This is a genomic window from Pseudomonas sp. MPB26 (genome assembly GCF_046605355.1).
Lineage (GTDB): Bacteria > Pseudomonadota > Gammaproteobacteria > Pseudomonadales > Pseudomonadaceae > Aquipseudomonas > Aquipseudomonas cedrina.
Genome location: NZ_CP176793.1, coordinates 1,674,135 through 1,691,301, shown reverse-complemented (window position 1 = coordinate 1,691,301; position 17,167 = coordinate 1,674,135). Strand labels below are relative to the sequence as shown.

The following is a 17,167-nucleotide window of genomic DNA, read 5'->3' as shown; positions in this document are numbered from 1 at the left end:
AATAAGTTTATTCCCTGGCCTTATAGCCAACGTCCAAGAGAGGATTCGATGACTTACATTGCTGCCGAAAACCGCTATGAATCTATCCCGTATCGCCGCGTAGGCCGCAGTGGGCTGGTGCTGCCGGCACTGTCCCTGGGCCTGTGGCACAACTTTGGCGATAGCACCCCGATCGACACCCAGCGCGCGCTGTTGCGCACCGCGTTCGACTTGGGCATCAACCACTTCGACCTGGCCAACAACTACGGCCCGCCCTACGGCAGCGCCGAAATCAACTTTGGCCGTTTGCTGCGCGAAGACTTCAAGCAGTACCGCGACGAACTGATCATCTCCAGCAAGGCCGGTTGGGACATGTGGCCCGGTCCGTATGGCCAGGGCGGCGGCTCGCGCAAATATATACTGGCGAGCCTCGACCAGAGCCTGCAACGCCTGGGCGTCGACTACGTGGATATCTTCTATTCCCACCGTTTTGACGCCGACACCCCACTGGAAGAAACCGCCAGCGCCCTGGCCACCGCCGTGCAACAGGGCAAGGCCTTGTACATCGGCATCTCGTCCTACTCCGGCGTGAAAACCCGTGAAATGGCGGCGCTGCTCAAAGAGTGGAAAGTGCCGTTGCTGATCCACCAGCCGGCCTACAACCTGCTCAACCGCTGGGTGGAAAAAGACCTGCTCGACACCACTGAAGAACTCGGCGCCGGGGTGATTGCTTTCACACCGCTGGCCCAAGGGCTGCTGACCGACAAATACCTCAATGGCGTGCCGGCTGATGCGCGCGTGAATCGCCCAGGTGGTGGTTCGTTGCAGGCCAAGCACCTGTCCGAAACCAACATCGCCCACGTGCGTGCCCTGAATGAAATCGCCCAGCGCCGTGGCCAGAGCCTCGCGCAGCTCGCCCTGGCGTGGACGCTGCGTGATCCCCGGGTGACCAGCGCGCTGATCGGCGCGAGCCGGCCGGAGCAGATTATCGAGAACGTCGGCGCGTTGAAGAACTTGAGTTTCAGCGTGGAAGAACTGGCGGAGATCGATCGGTTTGCGCAGGAAGGTGGGATTAACCTGTGGGAAAAGCCCTCCACCGCCGAATAACCTGACACCCGACAATTAAATTGTGGGAGCGGCGGTGCGACGATTCAACTTGCTTGCGAAAGCGGAGTGTCAGTCACTGATGTGTTTCTGATACAACGCTTTCGCGAGCAAGCCCGCTCCCACATTGGATTTCCACTGTGCTCTAGAAAGGCACATCCCCCAAAATTGTCGCCCGATGCATCACCCGCCGCTGCGGCCGGTAGTCATCTACCGCGTAATGCTGGGTCACGCGGTTATCCCAGAACGCCACATCATTTTCCTGCCAGCGCCAGCGAATGGTGAACTCCGGGCGGGTCGCGTGGGCGAACAGCAGTTTGAGAATCGCCTCGCTTTCCGCCGGTTCCAGTTCGTTGATCCGAGTGGTGAAGCCATCACTGACAAACAGCGATTTACGCCCGCTTACAGGATGTGTGCGCACCACCGGGTGTGACAGCGGTGGGTTCTTCTTGCGCGCCTCTTCCCAGCGCGCCAGGTCTTCGGCGCTGGTGCCGAAGCGCTCGAGCGGGAAGGATTTGGTGAAGTCATGGGTAGCGGTCAGTCCGTCGAGCAACCGCTTCAACGGCTCGGAGAACGCTTCATACGCCGCAATCCCGCTGGCCCACAGCGTATCGCCACCAAACGCCGGCAGCAGCTTGGCACTGAGTACCGCACCGAGCGCCGGGGTGGGCAGGAAGGTCACGTCGGTGTGCCACACGGCGTTGTCACGCACGTCGGTGACGGCCGTATCGAGGATCAGCACTTCGGGCTGTTCCGGCACGTTGGGGTAGATCGGGTGAATGTGCAGATCGCCGAAGTTCGCCGCAAACCGAGCCTGTTGCCGCGGGTTGATCGGCTGGTCGCGGAAGAACAGCACCGAATGCCTGAGCAATGCCTGTTCGATGGCGTCGCGCTGTTCAGGGGCCAGCGGCTGGGTGATGTCGACGCCGCTGATCTGGGCGCCCAAGGCAATGCTTAATGGCGTAACGGTCAGGCTGTTCATGCGGTTCTCACTTAATGTGCCTGGCCATGCCATGGCACCAGTTTGCGTTGCAGGGCACGCAGGCCCATTTCCATGGCGAAGGCGATCAGGGCGATGACCAGGATCCCCAGCACCACCACATCGGTGACCAGGAACTGCGCCGCCGACTGCACCATGAAACCCAGGCCGCTGGTGGCCGCGATCAATTCAGCGGCGACCAGGGTGGACCAACCTACGCCCAGCCCGATGCGCACACCGGTAAGGATGTCGGGCAAGGCGCTTGGCAGGATCACATGGCGAATCAGCTGCGCGCGGGTGGCGCCCAAAGACTGCGCCGCGCGCACTTTGGCCGGGTCGACCGTGCGCACGCCGGTCGCGGTGGCGATGGCGATGGGGGCGAAGATCGCCAGGTAAATCAGCAACACCTTGGACAGCTCACCGATGCCGCACCAGATCACGATCAACGGCAGATAGGCCAGCGGCGGGATCGGCCGATAGAACTCGATCAGCGGGTCGAGAATGCCGCGCGCGATACGGTTGGAGCCGATGGCAATGCCCACCGGCACGGCGGTCAATACCGCGAAGCCCAGGCCCAGACCGATACGGCTGAGGCTCGCGCCCAAGTGCTGCCACAGGGTTGAGTCCATGTAGCCGGTTGTTGCAAGCAGCCAGCCCTTTTGCAGCACGGCCGCTGGCGGCGGCAGGAACAAGGGTTCGATCAGGCCGGTAGCGGTCACAGCCCACCATATCGCCAGCAGTACGACCAGCGTCAACAGGCTGATCCAGCGTGTGCTCAGGTTGCGACGTAGCGGGATGACCGCATGCGCCACCGGCTGGGTGGCGGTGGCGGGGAGTTCGTAGCTGCTCATGCGGACACCTGACGTTGGGAGAACACTTTGCCCAGTACGTGTTCGCGGGTTTCGATAAAGCGCGGGTCGGACTTGATCGCCCGCGCCGATTCACCGGCGGCGTAGCGTTGGCCAAAGTCCAGGCTCAGGCGCTCGACGATCTGGCCGGGGTTGGGTGCCAGCAGGATCAAGTCGGTGGCGAGGAACACGGCTTCCTCGATGTCGTGGGTAATCAGGAACACGGGTTTGGCCGTGCGCCGCCAGACTTGCAGCAGCAGTTCCTGCATCTGCTCGCGGGTAAAGGCGTCGAGGGCGCCGAAGGGTTCATCCATCAGCAATACGCGAGGGTCGGCAGCCAGGGCGCGGGCCAGGCCGACGCGTTGCTTCTGGCCTCCGGAGAGCTGCCAGACGCGACGGCTGTCGAAACCTGTCAGGTCCACCAGGGCGAGCATTTCACGGGCGCGCGCTTCACGTTGCGCCTTGGGCACGCCGGCCAGCTCCAGGCCGAAGCCGACGTTGGCCAGCACGTCCTGCCAGGGCAGCAGGGCATCGTCCTGGAACACCACGCCGCGCTCGGCGCTCGGGCCCCTCACCGGCACGCCGTCGAGGGTGATACGCCCGCCGGAGGGTTCGACAAACCCGGCAATCAAGTTCAGCAGCGACGTCTTGCCACTGCCGGACGGGCCGAGGGCCACCAGCAATTGCCGGGGGCCCAGCTCCAGTGAAATGTCCGACAGTACCGGTGCTGTGGCGCCTGGGTACTGTGCGCTGATGCGCTCCAGCTGTAGCAAGGCCATCGCCATGAACTCCTGAATCAGTGGGTAATGAATTGGGCGCTGACGTAAGGGGCGTAGTCCGGCAGCACGGCGTCGACCTTGCCTTGCTCCTTGAGGAACGCAGCGGTGTCGGTCACGGCCTTGGTGGTGGGCGCGCCCAGCAGGGTGACCTGGTCAGCGGCCAGCGGGTAGACATTGCCTTGCAGCAGCAAGGGGATGTCGCTGGCCTTGGCGCCGGAGAGTTTCACCAGCTTGTCGACGTTGGTTTTGTCGGCAAGCCAGGCTTGTGGGTCTTTGCGGTAGGCGGCGTAGGCATCCAGGGTGACTTTGGCGAAAGCCGTGACGATTTCCGGGTGCTTCTGGGCAAAATCCTTACGCACAATCCACGCATCGAAGGTCGGCGCGCCGAACTTGGCCAGCTCGCCGGAGGTGATCAGCACCTTGCCGTTTTCCTTGGCCACCCCCAAGGCAGGGTCCCACACGTAAGTGGCATCGATATCACCGCGCTTCCAGGCGGCAATGATCGCCGGCGGCGCGAGGTTGAGGATGGTCACTTTGGACGGGTCGATGTTCCAGTGCTTCAGCGCGGCGAGCAGGCTGTAATGCCCCGTGGACACAAACGGCACAGCGATCTTTTTACCGATCAGGTCCTGGGGGCCGTTGATCCCGGACCCATCGCGCGCTACCAAGGCTTCGGCGCCGCCGATCTGGGTGGCGACGAGGAACGTTTCCACCGGCACTTTGCGTGTGATCGCCGCGGTCAGCGGGCTGGAACCGAGGTAGCCGATCTGCACGTCGCCGGACGCGATGGCCGCAATGATGTCGGCGCCATTATCGAACTTGCGCCAGTCGATTTTGGCGTTGGTGGCTTTTTCATACGCGCCGTCGGCCTGGGCGACTTTGGCCGGGTCCACGGTGGTCTGGTAAGCGATGGTCACATCCGCCGCCTGGGCAAACAGGCTGGCACCGGCCAGGGACAATGCGGCCAAAAGGCGCAGAGGGGTAAGCAGTTTCAAGGGGAAGCTCCTCAATCAGGCGGCCGAGGGTCGGCGTGTGAGGAGACTAAATGATCTAAGAATTCGAAAATAAATAACGTTTTCGAATTAGCTTAGTCGGAGACGGCGCAAATCAATCTTCGGGGGTGAACAGAACAATGTGGGAGCTGGCTTGCCTGCGATGGCCATAGGTATCTACACATTTCTGTAGTGAGCGGGCTTGTCCCGCGCTGGGCTGCGAAGCGGCCCCAAACCAGGCGAATTGCGTTTATCTGAAACTGCGCGGTGTCTTTATTGGGGCGGCTTCGCCACCCAGCGCGGGACAAGCCCGCTCACTACAAGGAGATTTGTCAGCCTTTGAAAGTTGTGTAGATACCTATGCTGCGATGGCATCACCGGGGTTTCACTGATACACCGAGTCGTTTGCATCGCAGGCAAGCCAGCTCCCACATAAGCCAGCTTCCCCAAAAGGCGGCGTACGGCTTTAGTTGCTGATGGCGAGAATACTGGCTTGGTACGACCCGACAAACACATCGAAATCGCCCACTTCGTTCTGCTCCAGCTCCGCCTGCTGCGCCAGCGACGAACGCGCCAGTTCTTCAAAGCGTGCCTGCTCTTCGGCCGGCAATGGTTCCTTGCGGAAGTACTCGGCGTGAACCTCACTCTGGTGCAGGGAGAACTGCGCAAAACTCTCTTTGCGCTCGGCCATTGCCGCCAGCACTTGGGCCGACGGCGTCAGGGACGGGTCCTGGACCTTGGCCAGTTGAGCGTCCAGCGCCTGGCCATGCTCGGTGATGCCATGGCTCTCATCGAGCAAGGCAGCCAAGGGTGCGATCTTCTCCAACAGCTCGGCAGCCCACGCCTTCATGTCCACGGCTTGGCCGTTGCGCTGCAATTGCAGGCCCGGACGGCGACCTTCCTTGACCACGCTGAGGAAGTTGGAAGTGGCGTTGCCACATTCGTTATTGGCGAACAACGGGCTGTCGTTCAGCGCGCAATACAGCAGGAACGCATCGAGAAAGCGCGATTCCTGAAGGTCGATACCCAGCGGCAGGAACGGATTGATGTCCAGGCAGCGCACTTCGATGTATTGGATGCCACGGGCCATCAGCGCCTGGATCGGCCGCTCGCCGGTGTAAGTCACGCGCTTGGGACGAATGTTGGAGTAGTACTCGTTTTCGATCTGCAGGATGTTGGTGTTGAGCTGAACCCACTCACCGTCCTTGTGCGTGCCGATTTCGACGTACGGCGCGTAGGGCGTTGCGACCGCTTCGCGCAGGCTGTCGGTGTAGCTGACCAGGTCGTTGTAGCACGGCGTGAGGCCGGCCTGGGCGTTGCTCTGGTAACCCAGGTCGCTCATGCGCAGGCTCGTGGCATACGGCAGGTACAGGGTATCGGCGTCGAGCACTTCCAACTGGTGCGAACGACCGCGCAGGAAGCCGGCGTCCAGGGCCGGGGACGCACCGAACAGGTACATCAGCAGCCAGCTATAGCGACGGAAATTGCGGATCAGCGCGATATAGGCGTTGGACTGGTAGTCGCGGTCGGTGCCGACGAACCCTTCAGTCTCCTTGAGCAGCGGCCACAACTGTTCCGGCAGCGAAAAATTGTAGTGGATGCCGGCGATGCACTGCATGGTCTTGCCGTAACGCAGGGCCAGGCCCTTGCGGTACACGTACTTGAGCTGGCCGATATTGGAGGTGCCGTAGTAGGCAATCGGAATATCTTCCTCGGCCGGCAACGGGCACGGCATCGAGGGGCTCCACAGGTATTCGCTGCCGAGCTTGGTGTAGGCAAAGCGGTGGATCTTGTCCAGGCTGCTCAGGGTATCGGCCGGGTTAGGCAGGGCCGGGGTGATGAACTCCAGCAGCGATTCCGAGTAGTCGGTGGTGATCAATTCGTTGGTCAACGCGGCGCCCAGGGCTTCGGGGTGCGGCGTTTGCGCCAGGCGACCCTCGCTGGTGACGCGCAGGCATTCACGCTCGATGCCGTGCAAGCACTGCTCTAGCAGGGAGAGGTGTTCGCGCTTGCCGAGCAGGGCCAGGCGGCGGTTGAGAAGTTCGCTCAAGTTGGATTCCTTCACGCGTCAGTCGCCCCAATATGGGGGTGGGCAGGACGGTCTACAAGGGTGAAGTTAAAACTGGCGTGATCGCCTGGTTTAGAGTCGACGGGACCCGTTCTGAAAATGCCGGCTTCACTCCATGAATTTGGCTACAGCGCAGCGAGAAAATTCCGACGCCGCTATCGCAGCGTCGAAATTACCTCATATCGGGTGTGGGGAGCTATAGGACAGCGAAGGTGCCCTGTGCTTTTGCGACAAGTCTTTCGCCCTGATACACATCCGCCTCGACCACCAATGTGCGTCGACCGGCATGGACCACCCGGCTGGTGCACAGCACGTCGCCGTCTTCCACCGCGCGGATATAGTTGATCTTGCATTCGATGGTCGCGCTCTGCTGGTCGAAACCGTGGGTGCTGGAACACGCCAGCCCCATCGTAATGTCCACCAGGCTGAAGATTGCCCCGCCATGGAGCTTGCCCGCGCGGTTGCGCAAGTGCGGCTCCAGGGTCAGGGCCACCTCGGCAACGCCTTCCTCAAGGCGTTGCAGGCGGCAGCCGATCAGTTCGCTGAACGCGCTCTGGGTCAAGCCGGCCGGGATTTGCATCAGCGCTTCTTCAACTGTTTGGCATTGGCGAACAGCGAGGCCATGGCGTTATTGCTCGGCGCTGTGGTGGCGGTCTCCTTGCGCGGTGCAGCGTTTTCGGAGCGGTTCTGCGACGAACGAGGTGCGGAGCCAGGACGCGCGCCCCGGGCACCGTCGATTTTCTCGCCGGGCGTGTCGCTCATGCGCATCGACAAACCGACACGTTTGCGCGGGATGTCGACTTCCATGACCTTGACCTTGACCACATCACCGGCTTTCACCGCTTCGCGCGGATCCTTGATGAACTTCTCCGACAGCGCGGAGATATGCACCAAGCCGTCCTGATGCACGCCGATGTCCACGAAGGCACCGAAATTGGTCACGTTGGTCACCACACCTTCCAGGATCATGCCCAGTTGCAGGTCCTTGAGGTCTTCGACGCCGTCCTGGAACTCGGCGGTCTTGAACTCCGGGCGCGGGTCGCGGCCAGGCTTTTCCAGCTCTTGCAGGATGTCGGTGATGGTTGGCACACCGAAGGTTTCATCGGTGTACTTCTTTGGGTCAAGGCGCTTGAGGAACGCAGCGTCACCGATCAGCGAGCGGATATCGCGGTCGGTTTCGGCGGCGATGCGTTGCACCAGCGGGTAGGCTTCCGGGTGCACCGCAGAGGAATCCAGCGGGTTGTCGCCATTCATTACGCGTAGGAAACCAGCAGCCTGTTCAAAGGTTTTTTCACCCAGGCGCGCGACTTTTTTCAGCGCGGCGCGGGTTTTGAAGGCGCCGTTTTCGTCACGGTGAGTCACGATATTCTGCGCCAGGGTAGCGTTGAGGCCCGAGATACGCGCCAGCAGCGCCACGGAAGCGGTGTTCACATCCACGCCCACGGCGTTTACGCAGTCTTCCACCACCGCATCCAGGCCGCGCGCCAGTTTCAACTGCGACACGTCGTGCTGGTACTGGCCGACACCGATGGATTTAGGGTCGATCTTCACCAGTTCGGCCAGCGGGTCCTGCAGGCGGCGGGCAATGGAGACGGCGCCACGGATCGACACGTCGAGGTCCGGGAATTCCTTGGAGGCCAGTTCCGATGCCGAGTACACCGAAGCGCCGGCCTCGGAGACCATGACCTTGGTCATCTTCATCGCTGGGTATTTCTTGATCAGCTCGGCAGCCAGCTTGTCGGTCTCGCGGCTGGCGGTGCCGTTGCCGATGGCGATCAGGTCCACCGAGTGCTTGGCGCACAGGGCGGCAAGAATCGCCAGCGTCTGGTCCCATTTGTTGTGCGGCACGTGCGGATACACCGTGGCGTGGTCGAGCAGCTTGCCGGTGGCGTCGACCACGGCGACCTTGCAGCCGGTGCGCAGGCCCGGGTCGAGGCCCAGGGTTGCGCGCGGGCCGGCCGGTGCGGCCAGCAGCAGGTCGTGCAGGTTATGGGCGAAGACGTTGATCGCCTCGGTTTCGGCGCTGTCGCGCAACTCGCCGAGCAGGTCGGTTTCGAGGTGGGTGTAGAGCTTGACCTTCCAGGTCCAGCGCACGACTTCACCGAGCCACTTGTCTGCGGGACGGTTCTGATTCTGGATGCCGAATTGTTGACCGATCATGCCTTCGCACGGGTGCATGGTGCCCGGCAACTCATCGCCAACCTTCAGCGCAGAACTGAGGATGCCTTCGTTGCGGCCCCGGAAAATGGCGAGTGCACGGTGAGACGGCATGCTCTTGAGCGGTTCGTCGTGTTCGAAGTAATCGCGGAACTTGGCGCCTTCTTCCTCTTTGCCGGCGATGACGCGGGCACTGAGGATGGCTTCCTGCTTGAGGTAAGTGCGCAGTTTTTCCAGCAGGCTGGCGTCTTCGGCGAAGCGCTCCATGAGGATGTACTTGGCGCCTTCGAGGGCCGCCTTGACGTCGGCGACACCTTTTTCGCTGTCGACGAAACGTGCGGCTTCGGCCTCCGGGTTCAGCGTCGGGTCGTTGAACAGGCCGTCCGCCAGCTCGCCCAGGCCGGCTTCGAGGGCGATCTGGCCCTTGGTGCGACGCTTCTGCTTGTACGGCAAGTAGAGGTCTTCGAGGCGGGTCTTGGTGTCGGCGAGCTTGATGTCGCGCTCCAGTTGTGGGGTCAACTTGCCCTGTTCCCCGATGCTGGCGAGGATGCTGATACGCCGTTCGTCGAGTTCTCGCAGGTAGCGCAGGCGCTCTTCCAGGTGACGCAGTTGGATATCGTCGAGGCTGCCGGTCACTTCTTTACGGTAACGGGCAATGAAGGGCACCGTGGAGCCTTCATCCAGTAGAGCGACGGCCGCTTCGACCTGTTGTGGGCGTACGCCGAGTTCCTCGGCGATGCGGCTGTTGATGCTGTCCATAAAACCACCTGAAATTCTGAAAAGCAGCTCGCAGGCCCGGAAAACAAGGCCTTGGAAGACTGGTTGAGCGGCCCGACCGGCGCCGCTGCCTGGGTCAAGAGGCAGCCTATTGACCCTCGAAATTGAAAAAATCACGACACGCGGGTGAAAAAAGCCGAGGCATTAAACGGTAACGATCTGACGTTGCCCAGCACGACGGCGCCGCATTATAACCAGCGTTCCGCGCTTGGGGGTGATTGCTCCAACGGTTGTGGGGCGCGGGTTCGCTGGCAGTAGAGGAAAAATCTGCTAACAATGCACACGGTGCGTATAACGGCAGCTAGGCCATAATGCGCGCCGAGATAAGAGGAGCATCCAATGAGCAGCACTGCACAAACTGCTGAAGGCGAAAAAATTCTCATCGTTGATGACGATCCGGGGCTGAGCAGCCTGCTGGAGCGTTTTTTCAACTCCAAGGGCTACCGTGCCCGTGCGGTGCCGAACACCGAGCAGATGGACCGTCTGCTGGGGCGTGAGGTCTTCAACCTGGTCGTCCTCGACCTGATGCTGCCCGGCGAAGACGGCCTCACCGCCTGCAAGCGCCTGCGCGGCGCAAATAACCAGATCCCAATCATCATGCTGACCGCCAAGGGCGATGAGCTGAGCCGTATCAAGGGCCTTGAACTGGGCGCGGATGACTACCTGGCCAAGCCATTCAACCCTGACGAGCTGATGGCGCGGGTCAAGGCGGTACTGCGGCGCCAGGCCGCACCGGTGCCGGGCGCACCGGGCAGCGAAGACGAAAGCGTCACCTTTGGCGACTACGAACTGTCGCTGGCGACCCGTGAGCTCAAGCGTGGCGATGAAGTGCACATGTTGACCACCGGCGAATTCGCCGTGCTCAAGGCCCTGGTGATGAACGCGCGCCAGCCGTTGACGCGCGACAAGCTGATGAACCTGGCCCGTGGCCGGGAGTGGGACGCCCTGGAGCGCTCCATCGACGTGCAGATATCCCGTCTGCGCCGGATGATCGAGCCCGACCCGTCCAAGCCACGGTACATCCAGACAGTATGGGGCGTGGGTTATGTGTTCGTGCCGGATGGCAATAAAACCAGTTGACCGGTGATTTGCACGGCGGGCATCCCGGCGTCTGACTCCATAAGGGTCGACGGGATGTCCGGCGTCTGCAATTGTGCGAGCGCCGCTCGTTTCTCAAGGTATTTAGCTGTCCTCATGAAAACCCCGCTGTGGTTCCCGCAAAGTTTCTTCTCCCGCACCCTTTGGCTGGTGCTGATCGTCGTTCTGTTTTCCAAGGCACTCACGCTGGTTTATCTGTTAATGAACGAAGACGTGCTGGTGGATCGACAGTACAGCCACGGTGTTGCCCTGACACTGCGTGCCTACTGGGCCGTTGACGAGGAAAATCGCGAGAAGGTGGCGAAGGCCTCCACCCTGATTCGGGTCGACGGCGCCGGAGTGCCCGAGGGTGAGCAGCACTGGCCCTACAGCGAGATCTACCAGCGCCAGATGCAGGCAGAGCTCGGAGAGGACACCGAAGTCCGCTTGCGCATGCATGTTTCGCCTGCGTTGTGGGTGAGGGCGCCGAGCCTGGGCGATGCCTGGATCAAGGTGCCGCTGTATCCCCACCCGTTGCGTGGGCAGAAGATCTGGAACGTGCTGGGCTGGTTCCTGGCCATCGGCTTGCTTTCCACCGCTTCCGCCTGGATTTTCGTGCGTCAACTCAACCAGCCGCTTAAACGTCTGGTCTTTGCCGCCCGCCAGTTAGGCCAGGGCCGCAGCGTGCGCCTGCCGGTCAGTGATACGCCCAGCGAGATGACCGAGGTGTACGGTGCGTTCAACCAGATGGCGGAGGATGTCGAACAGGCCGGTCGCGAACGCGAGCTGATGCTGGCGGGGGTCTCCCACGACTTGCGCACACCCTTGACGCGACTGCGTCTGTCACTGGAGTTGATGGGCAACCATACCGACCTCACCGATGACATGGTCCGCGACATCGAGGACATGGACGCTATCCTCGACCAGTTCCTGGCGTTCATCCGCGATGGCCGTGATGAAGTGGTGGAAGAGGTCGACCTGACGGACCTGGTACGTGAGGTGGTGGCGCCCTACAACCAGAACGGTGAGCAGGTGCGCATGCGCCTGGAGCCGATCCAACCGTTTGCGTTGCGTCGGGTGTCGATGAAGCGCCTGTTGAACAACCTGATTGGTAACGCCTTGCACCACGCGGGGTCCGATGTGGAAGTGGCGGCGTATGTGTCCGGCGACAGTGCCGCGCCCTATGTGGTGCTGAGCGTGATGGACCGTGGCGCGGGTATCGACCCGGACGAGCTGGAAGGCATCTTCAACCCCTTCACCCGTGGCGACCGTGCCCGGGGAGGCAAGGGCACTGGCCTGGGCCTGGCCATCGTGCGGCGGATTGCTTCGATGCATGGCGGCAATGTCGAGCTGCGCAACCGCGAGGAAGGCGGCCTGGAGGCTAGGGTGAGGTTGCCGCTGGGCTTGATGTTGCCTAGAGACGCGGTCTAATCAACAACAGATATCAAATGTGGGAGCGGGCTGCCCGCGAATACTGAGTGTCAGTCACTAGAAATATCGACTGACCCACCGCTTTCGCGAGCAAGCCCGCTCCCACATTGGTTTTGCAGTGTGCCAAAGCTTGCCGCGTATCAGCCCTTGCCCTTGGTCCGCGTCATATTCGGCCCGCCATTCTTTTCCAGATGCTGGATGATGATCCCCGCGACATCCTTCCCTGTGGTGGTCTCGATCCCTTCCAGACCCGGCGACGAATTTACTTCCATCACCAGCGGCCCATGATTGGAGCGCAGGATATCCACACCCGCCACCGCCAGGCCCATCACCTTGGCCGCCCGCAGCGCGGTCATGCGTTCTTCCGGGGTGATCTTGATCAGGCTGGCGCTGCCGCCGCGGTGCAGGTTGGAGCGGAACTCCCCTGGCTTGGCCTGGCGCTTCATCGCTGCGATCACCTTGTCCCCCACCACGAAGCAGCGAATATCCGCACCGCCGGCTTCCTTGATGTATTCCTGCACCATGATGTTCTGCTTGAGGCCCATGAACGCCTCGATCACGGATTCCGCGGCCGTCGCGGTTTCACACAGCACCACGCCGATGCCCTGGGTGCCTTCCAGCACCTTGATCACCAGCGGCGCGCCGTTGACCATCTCGATCAGGTCGGGTATGTCATCGGGGGAGTGGGCGAAGCCGGTCACCGGCAGGCCGATACCCCGACGCGACAGCAACTGCAGCGAGCGCAGCTTGTCCCGTGAGCGGGCAATCGCCACCGACTCATTGAGGGGGAATACCCCCATCATTTCAAACTGGCGTAACACCGCGCAGCCATAAAATGTCACCGAAGCGCCGATGCGCGGGATCACGGCATCAAACCCCTCCAGCGGCTTGCCCCGGTAGTGAATCTGCGGCTTGTGGCTGGCAATGTTCATATAGGCACGCAACGTGTCGATCACCACCATTTCGTGGCCACGTTCAGTGCCGGCCTCAACCAGGCGGCGGGTGGAATACAGACGCGGGTTTCGCGACAGCACAGCAATCTTCATGCAGCACCTGGGGCAGAAATAGTAGAGACCGGGAACACCGGCTTGTCTTGAACGTACTTGATGCCGGGATTGACTACCAGTTGGCCGTCAATCAATGCCTTGGAACCCAGCAACAGGCGGTAGCGCATGGCCTTGCGGCAGGCCAGGGTGAACTCCACCCGCCATACCCGGTCGCCCAAGGCCAGCGTGGTGCTGATGACATAGCGCACCTGCGCATGGCCGTTGGAGCTCTTGATGGTTTTCATCGTCACCAGGGGCGCTTCGCAGCGGCGATGACGCAACTGCACGATGCTGCCCAGGTGCGCGGTGAAGCGCACCCACTTTTCGCCATCGCGCTCAAAGGGCTCGATGTCGGTAGCGTGCAGGCTTGAGGTGCTGGCACCCGTGTCGATCTTTGCGCGCAGGCCCGCGACTCCCAAGTCGGGAAGTGCCACCCACTCACGCAGACCCACGACGGTCAAATGGTCAAATGTCTTCAATATGGATAACCGGTCAGTTCGCCCAAGCCGTTGGTGTCACGTCGGCCAGGGCTTTGAATGCAGGCTTGGCGAACCAGTAGCCCTGCATCAGAAATATTCCGCAGTCGGAGAGGAAGTCGCGCTCGCCGGCACTTTCGATGCCTTCGGCGATGACAGTAACCCCCAACTGCTCACAGATTGTGACAATCCCCCGAACGATGACCTGACGGACACGATCCTGATCGACATCGCGTATCAGCGCCATGTCGAGCTTGATCAAGTCAGGTTGGAAATCGGCCAGCAGGTTCAGCCCCGAATAGCCCGCGCCGAAATCGTCGATGGCGGTCTTGAAGCCGAATTCGCGGTATTCACGCAGAATATTCGTCAAATGGCGATAGTTATCTACATGCTCGGTTTCAAGCGTCTCGAAAATCAGCCGGTCCAGCGGAAAGTTATGCGCACGCGCCGCCTCCAGGGTGCTGCGGATACACAGCTCCGGGCGGTACACCGCATTGGGCATGAAGTTGATGGACAGATGGGTTTGCATCCCAAGGGCCGCGGCGCCGGCAATCGCCTGGGTGCGACAGCGCTGGTCGAAGCGGTAACGATTGCTTGAATTCACCTGCTGCAGCACCGACATTGCGCCTTCGCCGCCGACGCCGCGCACCAAGGCTTCATTGGCAAAGATCGACCGGTCCCGAAGGTCTACGATAGGCTGGTACGCGAATGCAAAATCGAACCCCAGGGGCTCGCTTTGCTGGCAACCCACGCAACGCCCGTCAGGCGAGGTGAGTGAAACGGGAAAGTCGGTCACAGCGTATCCTCGCGAAAAACAGGGTGCTACCTGGCGTATCTTAGGTGAGCCTTGGGGTTTATGCGTCGAAGGGGTTCAACGGTAAAGTTGCGACATTTTTCAGAGCGAGGAATTCAAGTGGTTCAAAAGCAGCAAGAGGAAGAAAAGGTCCGTCTGGACAAGTGGCTGTGGGCGGCGCGTTTCTATAAAACCCGTGCCCTGGCGAAGGCCGCGATCGAGAGTGGCAAGGTGCATCATCGTGGCGAGCGCTGCAAGCCGGGCAAAGAGCCACGTGTCGGCGATGAGTTTCAGATTCGTACAGGTTTTGACGAAAAGACCATTGTGGTCCAGGCACTTTCCATTGTTCGTCGGGGCGCGCCCGAGGCGCAGGCGCTCTATACAGAGACCGAGGCCAGTATCGCCAAGCGCGAAAACGCGGCCGCCATGCGCAAGGCGGGCGCCACGGGCATGACCACTGACGGCAAGCCGAGCAAGAAACAACGCCGCGATTTGTTCAAGTTTCGTGGCAGCGGCAATGATGAATGAGTGCCACCAATCTCCAGCCAAAAGCAGATCAAATGTGGGAGTGGGCTTGCTCGCGAAGGCGGTGTATCAGTCAACACATGTGCTGACTGACACACCGCCTTCGCGAGCAAGTCGAATCGTCGCACCGCCGCTCCCACATTGAACCTTCGGCGTTAGGTGCTAATGCGCACGATACTCAAACGCCCAACCACCGGCAACTTCCCCAGCAACCCAAACACCGGCGCCGTCACCCGCAATAACCCCTGCGACACCTTCGCCGCAAACGGCGTGTAGTACCCCCACCCCAGCGCCAACAGCGCCAGCAACACACCGCCGATATAATCGTCCTGCCCCCAGTGAGCCCCAGCCACCAGGCGCGGCATCATGAACAACAGTGCCAGCCCCCAGATCACCAGTACCTGGCCGATGCGTTTGGCGAACACCGACATGAACATACCCCAGATCAGCAATACCGAAGCGTGATCGCCAGGAAAGCTCTGGCTCGAGCGGTCCTTCAACTCCCAGGTTTTCTCCAGCCCGGGGAAGTAGTCGCTCATCTGGACCGCGCCACTGATCATCATCGATGGGCTACTGTGTTGCCAGCCCATATGCGCCGCGAATTTGGAAAACAGCATGCGGATAAACAGCAGCAGCAACAGAATGCCGACAAAACCTAACAGCGCCTGGCGCACTTGAACGGCCTGGAATACCCAGTCGCCGCGGATCAACAGCGCCAGCAGAATCACACCGACCGCCGCGTCAAACGGTCGCAAACTGGCCACAGCCCACACATTCAGCCATGTGGAGTTGCTCGCCAGCGGGTCATTGAGCAGGTGGAACAGCCATTCGTCGAAAGTCACACAGAGCATCTGGCCCGTGGGCCACAGCCAAAAACACAGCAGCCCGATAGCGAGTAGATTGCAACAGGCCCATCCCCCGAGGTTCCACTTGGCTTGGAACAAACCCGGATTGTTCATAAACTGTCTCCACTGCTTTAGAAAGCCGCACCAAAAAGGTGCTAAAGCGTTTAATTCTATAAACCTTGTAATCATTTTGTCATCAATTCAGATACCCAGACCTATGACTGATCTACCGGACACCGACTTCACCCAACGCTTCATCTTCGACGAGAACGACGCCCGCGGCGAACTCGTCTCCCTGGAGCGCAGCTATGCCGAAGTCCTCGCCAAGCACGCCTATCCGGAGCCGGTCGCGCAACTGCTCGGTGAGCTGATGGCCGCGGCTGCGTTGCTGGTAGGCACGATGAAATTCGACGGTTTGCTGATCCTGCAGGCGCGGTCCGAAGGCCCGGTGCCGATGCTGATGATCGAGTGCTCCAGCGAGCGTGAAATCCGTGGCCTGGCCCGTTACGACGCCGAGCGGATCGCACCTGACGCTACTCTGGCCGACCTGATGGCCGACGGTGTGCTGGCAATCACGGTCGACCCGACGGAAGGCCAGCGCTACCAGGGCATCGTCGACCTCGACGGCGAGACCCTGTCGGACTGCTTCACCAACTATTTTGTGATGTCCCAGCAAGTCGGCACCAAGTTCTGGCTCAACGCCGACGGCAAGCGCGCCCGCGGCCTGCTGCTGCAACAATTGCCGGCCGACCGCATCAAGGACGACGATGAGCGCACCGATAGCTGGCGCAAGCTGACCGCCCTGGCCGGTACCCTGACCGCCGAAGAACTGCTGGGCCTGGACAACGAAACCATTCTGCATCGCCTGTATCACGAGGAGGCTGTGCGCCTGTTTGACGAGCAGGGTCTGCGCTTCAATTGCAGCTGCTCGCGCGAGCGTTCTGCCAATGCCCTGGTCAGCCTGGGCCTGGAAGATGCGCAGGAGTTGGTCATTGAACACGGTGGTCACATCGAGATCGACTGCCAGTTCTGCAACCAGCGCTACCTGTTCGACGCGGCCGATGTAGCCCAATTGTTCGCTGGCGCAGGCATCGACACCCCTTCCGACACCCGCCACTAAAACGTTTAAGCACAGGTAAATCACCTGCCAAATGCCGGATTAGAGGCGTTCTGACGGGAGGGCCCTACTCTTTTTGGGCTTTTCTGGCATAATCCGGCCCACTTTTTTCGCGGTAGTAGTGTGCAACTTTCTACTACAAAACGTTTGGAGCACTCGGCCACAGGCCGACGG

The 17,167-nt window shown here is 61.0% G+C and carries 16 protein-coding genes; 5 read left to right on the top strand and 11 right to left on the bottom strand.

Annotated features, from left to right (window positions below; translation table 11 throughout):
* The first annotated feature begins 48 nt into the window (after positions 1–48).
* Positions 49–1,086: an L-glyceraldehyde 3-phosphate reductase gene (mgrA, locus tag ACLH0H_RS07800; RefSeq protein WP_411381587.1), complete on the top strand. Its 1,038-nt coding sequence runs from the start codon at positions 49–51 to the stop codon at positions 1,084–1,086.
* Between the two features lie 142 nt (positions 1,087–1,228).
* Here mgrA and tauD read toward each other — a convergent pair whose 3' ends face one another.
* The 7 genes from tauD to ACLH0H_RS07765 form a co-directional block, all read right to left on the bottom strand.
* Positions 1,229–2,065 carry a taurine dioxygenase gene (tauD, locus tag ACLH0H_RS07795; protein ID WP_411381586.1) on the bottom strand — a complete coding sequence of 279 codons (837 nt, stop codon included), beginning with the start codon at positions 2,063–2,065 and terminating at the stop codon, positions 1,229–1,231.
* Positions 2,066–2,076: 11 nt separating this feature from the next.
* Complete coding sequence (tauC, locus tag ACLH0H_RS07790) at positions 2,077–2,913, bottom strand: taurine ABC transporter permease TauC (RefSeq protein ID WP_411381585.1); 837 nt, start codon at positions 2,911–2,913, stop codon at positions 2,077–2,079.
* Positions 2,910–3,689 (bottom strand): taurine ABC transporter ATP-binding subunit, encoded by a 780-nt coding sequence (tauB, locus tag ACLH0H_RS07785; RefSeq protein ID WP_411381584.1) that lies wholly within the window; start codon positions 3,687–3,689, stop codon positions 2,910–2,912. The genes tauC and tauB overlap by 4 nt, the downstream gene beginning before the upstream one ends.
* A 17-nt stretch (positions 3,690–3,706) precedes the next feature.
* Positions 3,707–4,684: a taurine ABC transporter substrate-binding protein gene (gene tauA, locus ACLH0H_RS07780; RefSeq protein ID WP_411381583.1), complete on the bottom strand. Its 978-nt coding sequence runs from the start codon at positions 4,682–4,684 to the stop codon at positions 3,707–3,709.
* A 463-nt stretch (positions 4,685–5,147) separates the two neighbouring features.
* Positions 5,148–6,731 carry a glutamate--cysteine ligase gene (gene gshA, locus ACLH0H_RS07775; protein WP_411381582.1) on the bottom strand — a complete coding sequence of 528 codons (1,584 nt, stop codon included), beginning with the start codon at positions 6,729–6,731 and terminating at the stop codon, positions 5,148–5,150.
* Between the two features lie 214 nt (positions 6,732–6,945).
* The gene (locus ACLH0H_RS07770; protein ID WP_411381581.1) at positions 6,946–7,329 is read right to left on the bottom strand and encodes a PaaI family thioesterase; all 384 of its coding nucleotides are present in this window, start codon (positions 7,327–7,329) and stop codon (positions 6,946–6,948) included.
* Positions 7,329–9,665 carry a Tex family protein gene (locus ACLH0H_RS07765; protein WP_411381580.1) on the bottom strand — a complete coding sequence of 779 codons (2,337 nt, stop codon included), beginning with the start codon at positions 9,663–9,665 and terminating at the stop codon, positions 7,329–7,331. Before ACLH0H_RS07765 ends, ACLH0H_RS07770 begins: the two co-directional genes overlap by 1 nt.
* 357 nt (positions 9,666–10,022) lie before the next feature.
* Between ACLH0H_RS07765 and ompR the strand changes: the two genes are divergently transcribed.
* Complete coding sequence (ompR, locus tag ACLH0H_RS07760) at positions 10,023–10,763, top strand: two-component system response regulator OmpR (RefSeq protein WP_010214095.1); 741 nt, start codon at positions 10,023–10,025, stop codon at positions 10,761–10,763.
* Positions 10,764–10,877: 114 nt separating this feature from the next.
* Positions 10,878–12,191, top strand: a complete 1,314-nt coding sequence (locus tag ACLH0H_RS07755; RefSeq protein ID WP_076951587.1) for an ATP-binding protein — start codon at positions 10,878–10,880, stop codon at positions 12,189–12,191.
* Positions 12,192–12,331: 140 nt separating this feature from the next.
* Here the strand turns inward: ACLH0H_RS07755 and rimK are convergent, their stop codons facing one another.
* The 3 genes from rimK to ACLH0H_RS07740 are packed head-to-tail and all read right to left on the bottom strand — an operon-like array spanning position 12,332 to position 14,509.
* A complete protein-coding gene (rimK, locus tag ACLH0H_RS07750; RefSeq protein WP_003171022.1) occupies positions 12,332–13,237 on the bottom strand; it encodes a 30S ribosomal protein S6--L-glutamate ligase in 906 nt (301 codons plus the stop codon).
* Entirely contained in the window at positions 13,234–13,698 is a 465-nt protein-coding gene (locus ACLH0H_RS07745) for an ATP-dependent zinc protease (protein WP_411382387.1), read from the bottom strand. Before ACLH0H_RS07745 ends, rimK begins: the two co-directional genes overlap by 4 nt.
* A gap of 31 nt (positions 13,699–13,729) precedes the next feature.
* Entirely contained in the window at positions 13,730–14,509 is a 780-nt protein-coding gene (locus ACLH0H_RS07740) for an EAL domain-containing protein (RefSeq protein ID WP_411381579.1), read from the bottom strand.
* Between the two features lie 117 nt (positions 14,510–14,626).
* Between ACLH0H_RS07740 and ACLH0H_RS07735 the strand changes: the two genes are divergently transcribed.
* Positions 14,627–15,034 carry an RNA-binding S4 domain-containing protein gene (locus ACLH0H_RS07735; protein ID WP_411381578.1) on the top strand — a complete coding sequence of 136 codons (408 nt, stop codon included), beginning with the start codon at positions 14,627–14,629 and terminating at the stop codon, positions 15,032–15,034.
* A gap of 152 nt (positions 15,035–15,186) precedes the next feature.
* Here the strand turns inward: ACLH0H_RS07735 and ACLH0H_RS07730 are convergent, their stop codons facing one another.
* Positions 15,187–15,990: a phosphatase PAP2 family protein gene (locus tag ACLH0H_RS07730; RefSeq protein ID WP_411381577.1), complete on the bottom strand. Its 804-nt coding sequence runs from the start codon at positions 15,988–15,990 to the stop codon at positions 15,187–15,189.
* Positions 15,991–16,093: 103 nt separating this feature from the next.
* On the opposite strand from ACLH0H_RS07730, the gene hslO reads away from it, so the two are divergent.
* Positions 16,094–16,996: an Hsp33 family molecular chaperone HslO gene (gene hslO / locus ACLH0H_RS07725; protein ID WP_411381576.1), complete on the top strand. Its 903-nt coding sequence runs from the start codon at positions 16,094–16,096 to the stop codon at positions 16,994–16,996.
* Positions 16,997–17,167 lie beyond the last annotated feature (171 nt).

Bases quoted from the DNA above. Each gene is read 5' to 3' on its own strand.
- mgrA (WP_411381587.1), top strand. From the start codon at position 49: ATGACTTACATTGCTGCCGAAAACCGCTATGAATCTATCCCGTATCGC.
- tauD (WP_411381586.1), bottom strand. From the start codon at position 2,065: ATGAACAGCCTGACCGTTACGCCATTAAGCATTGCCTTGGGCGCCCAG.
- tauC (WP_411381585.1), bottom strand. From the start codon at position 2,913: ATGAGCAGCTACGAACTCCCCGCCACCGCCACCCAGCCGGTGGCGCAT.
- tauB (WP_411381584.1), bottom strand. From the start codon at position 3,689: ATGGCCTTGCTACAGCTGGAGCGCATCAGCGCACAGTACCCAGGCGCC.
- ACLH0H_RS07770 (WP_411381581.1), bottom strand. From the start codon at position 7,329: ATGCAAATCCCGGCCGGCTTGACCCAGAGCGCGTTCAGCGAACTGATC.
- ACLH0H_RS07765 (WP_411381580.1), bottom strand. From the start codon at position 9,665: ATGGACAGCATCAACAGCCGCATCGCCGAGGAACTCGGCGTACGCCCA.
- ompR (WP_010214095.1), top strand. From the start codon at position 10,023: ATGAGCAGCACTGCACAAACTGCTGAAGGCGAAAAAATTCTCATCGTT.
- ACLH0H_RS07755 (WP_076951587.1), top strand. From the start codon at position 10,878: ATGAAAACCCCGCTGTGGTTCCCGCAAAGTTTCTTCTCCCGCACCCTT.
- rimK (WP_003171022.1), bottom strand. From the start codon at position 13,237: ATGAAGATTGCTGTGCTGTCGCGAAACCCGCGTCTGTATTCCACCCGC.
- ACLH0H_RS07730 (WP_411381577.1), bottom strand. From the start codon at position 15,990: ATGAACAATCCGGGTTTGTTCCAAGCCAAGTGGAACCTCGGGGGATGG.
- hslO (WP_411381576.1), top strand. From the start codon at position 16,094: ATGACTGATCTACCGGACACCGACTTCACCCAACGCTTCATCTTCGAC.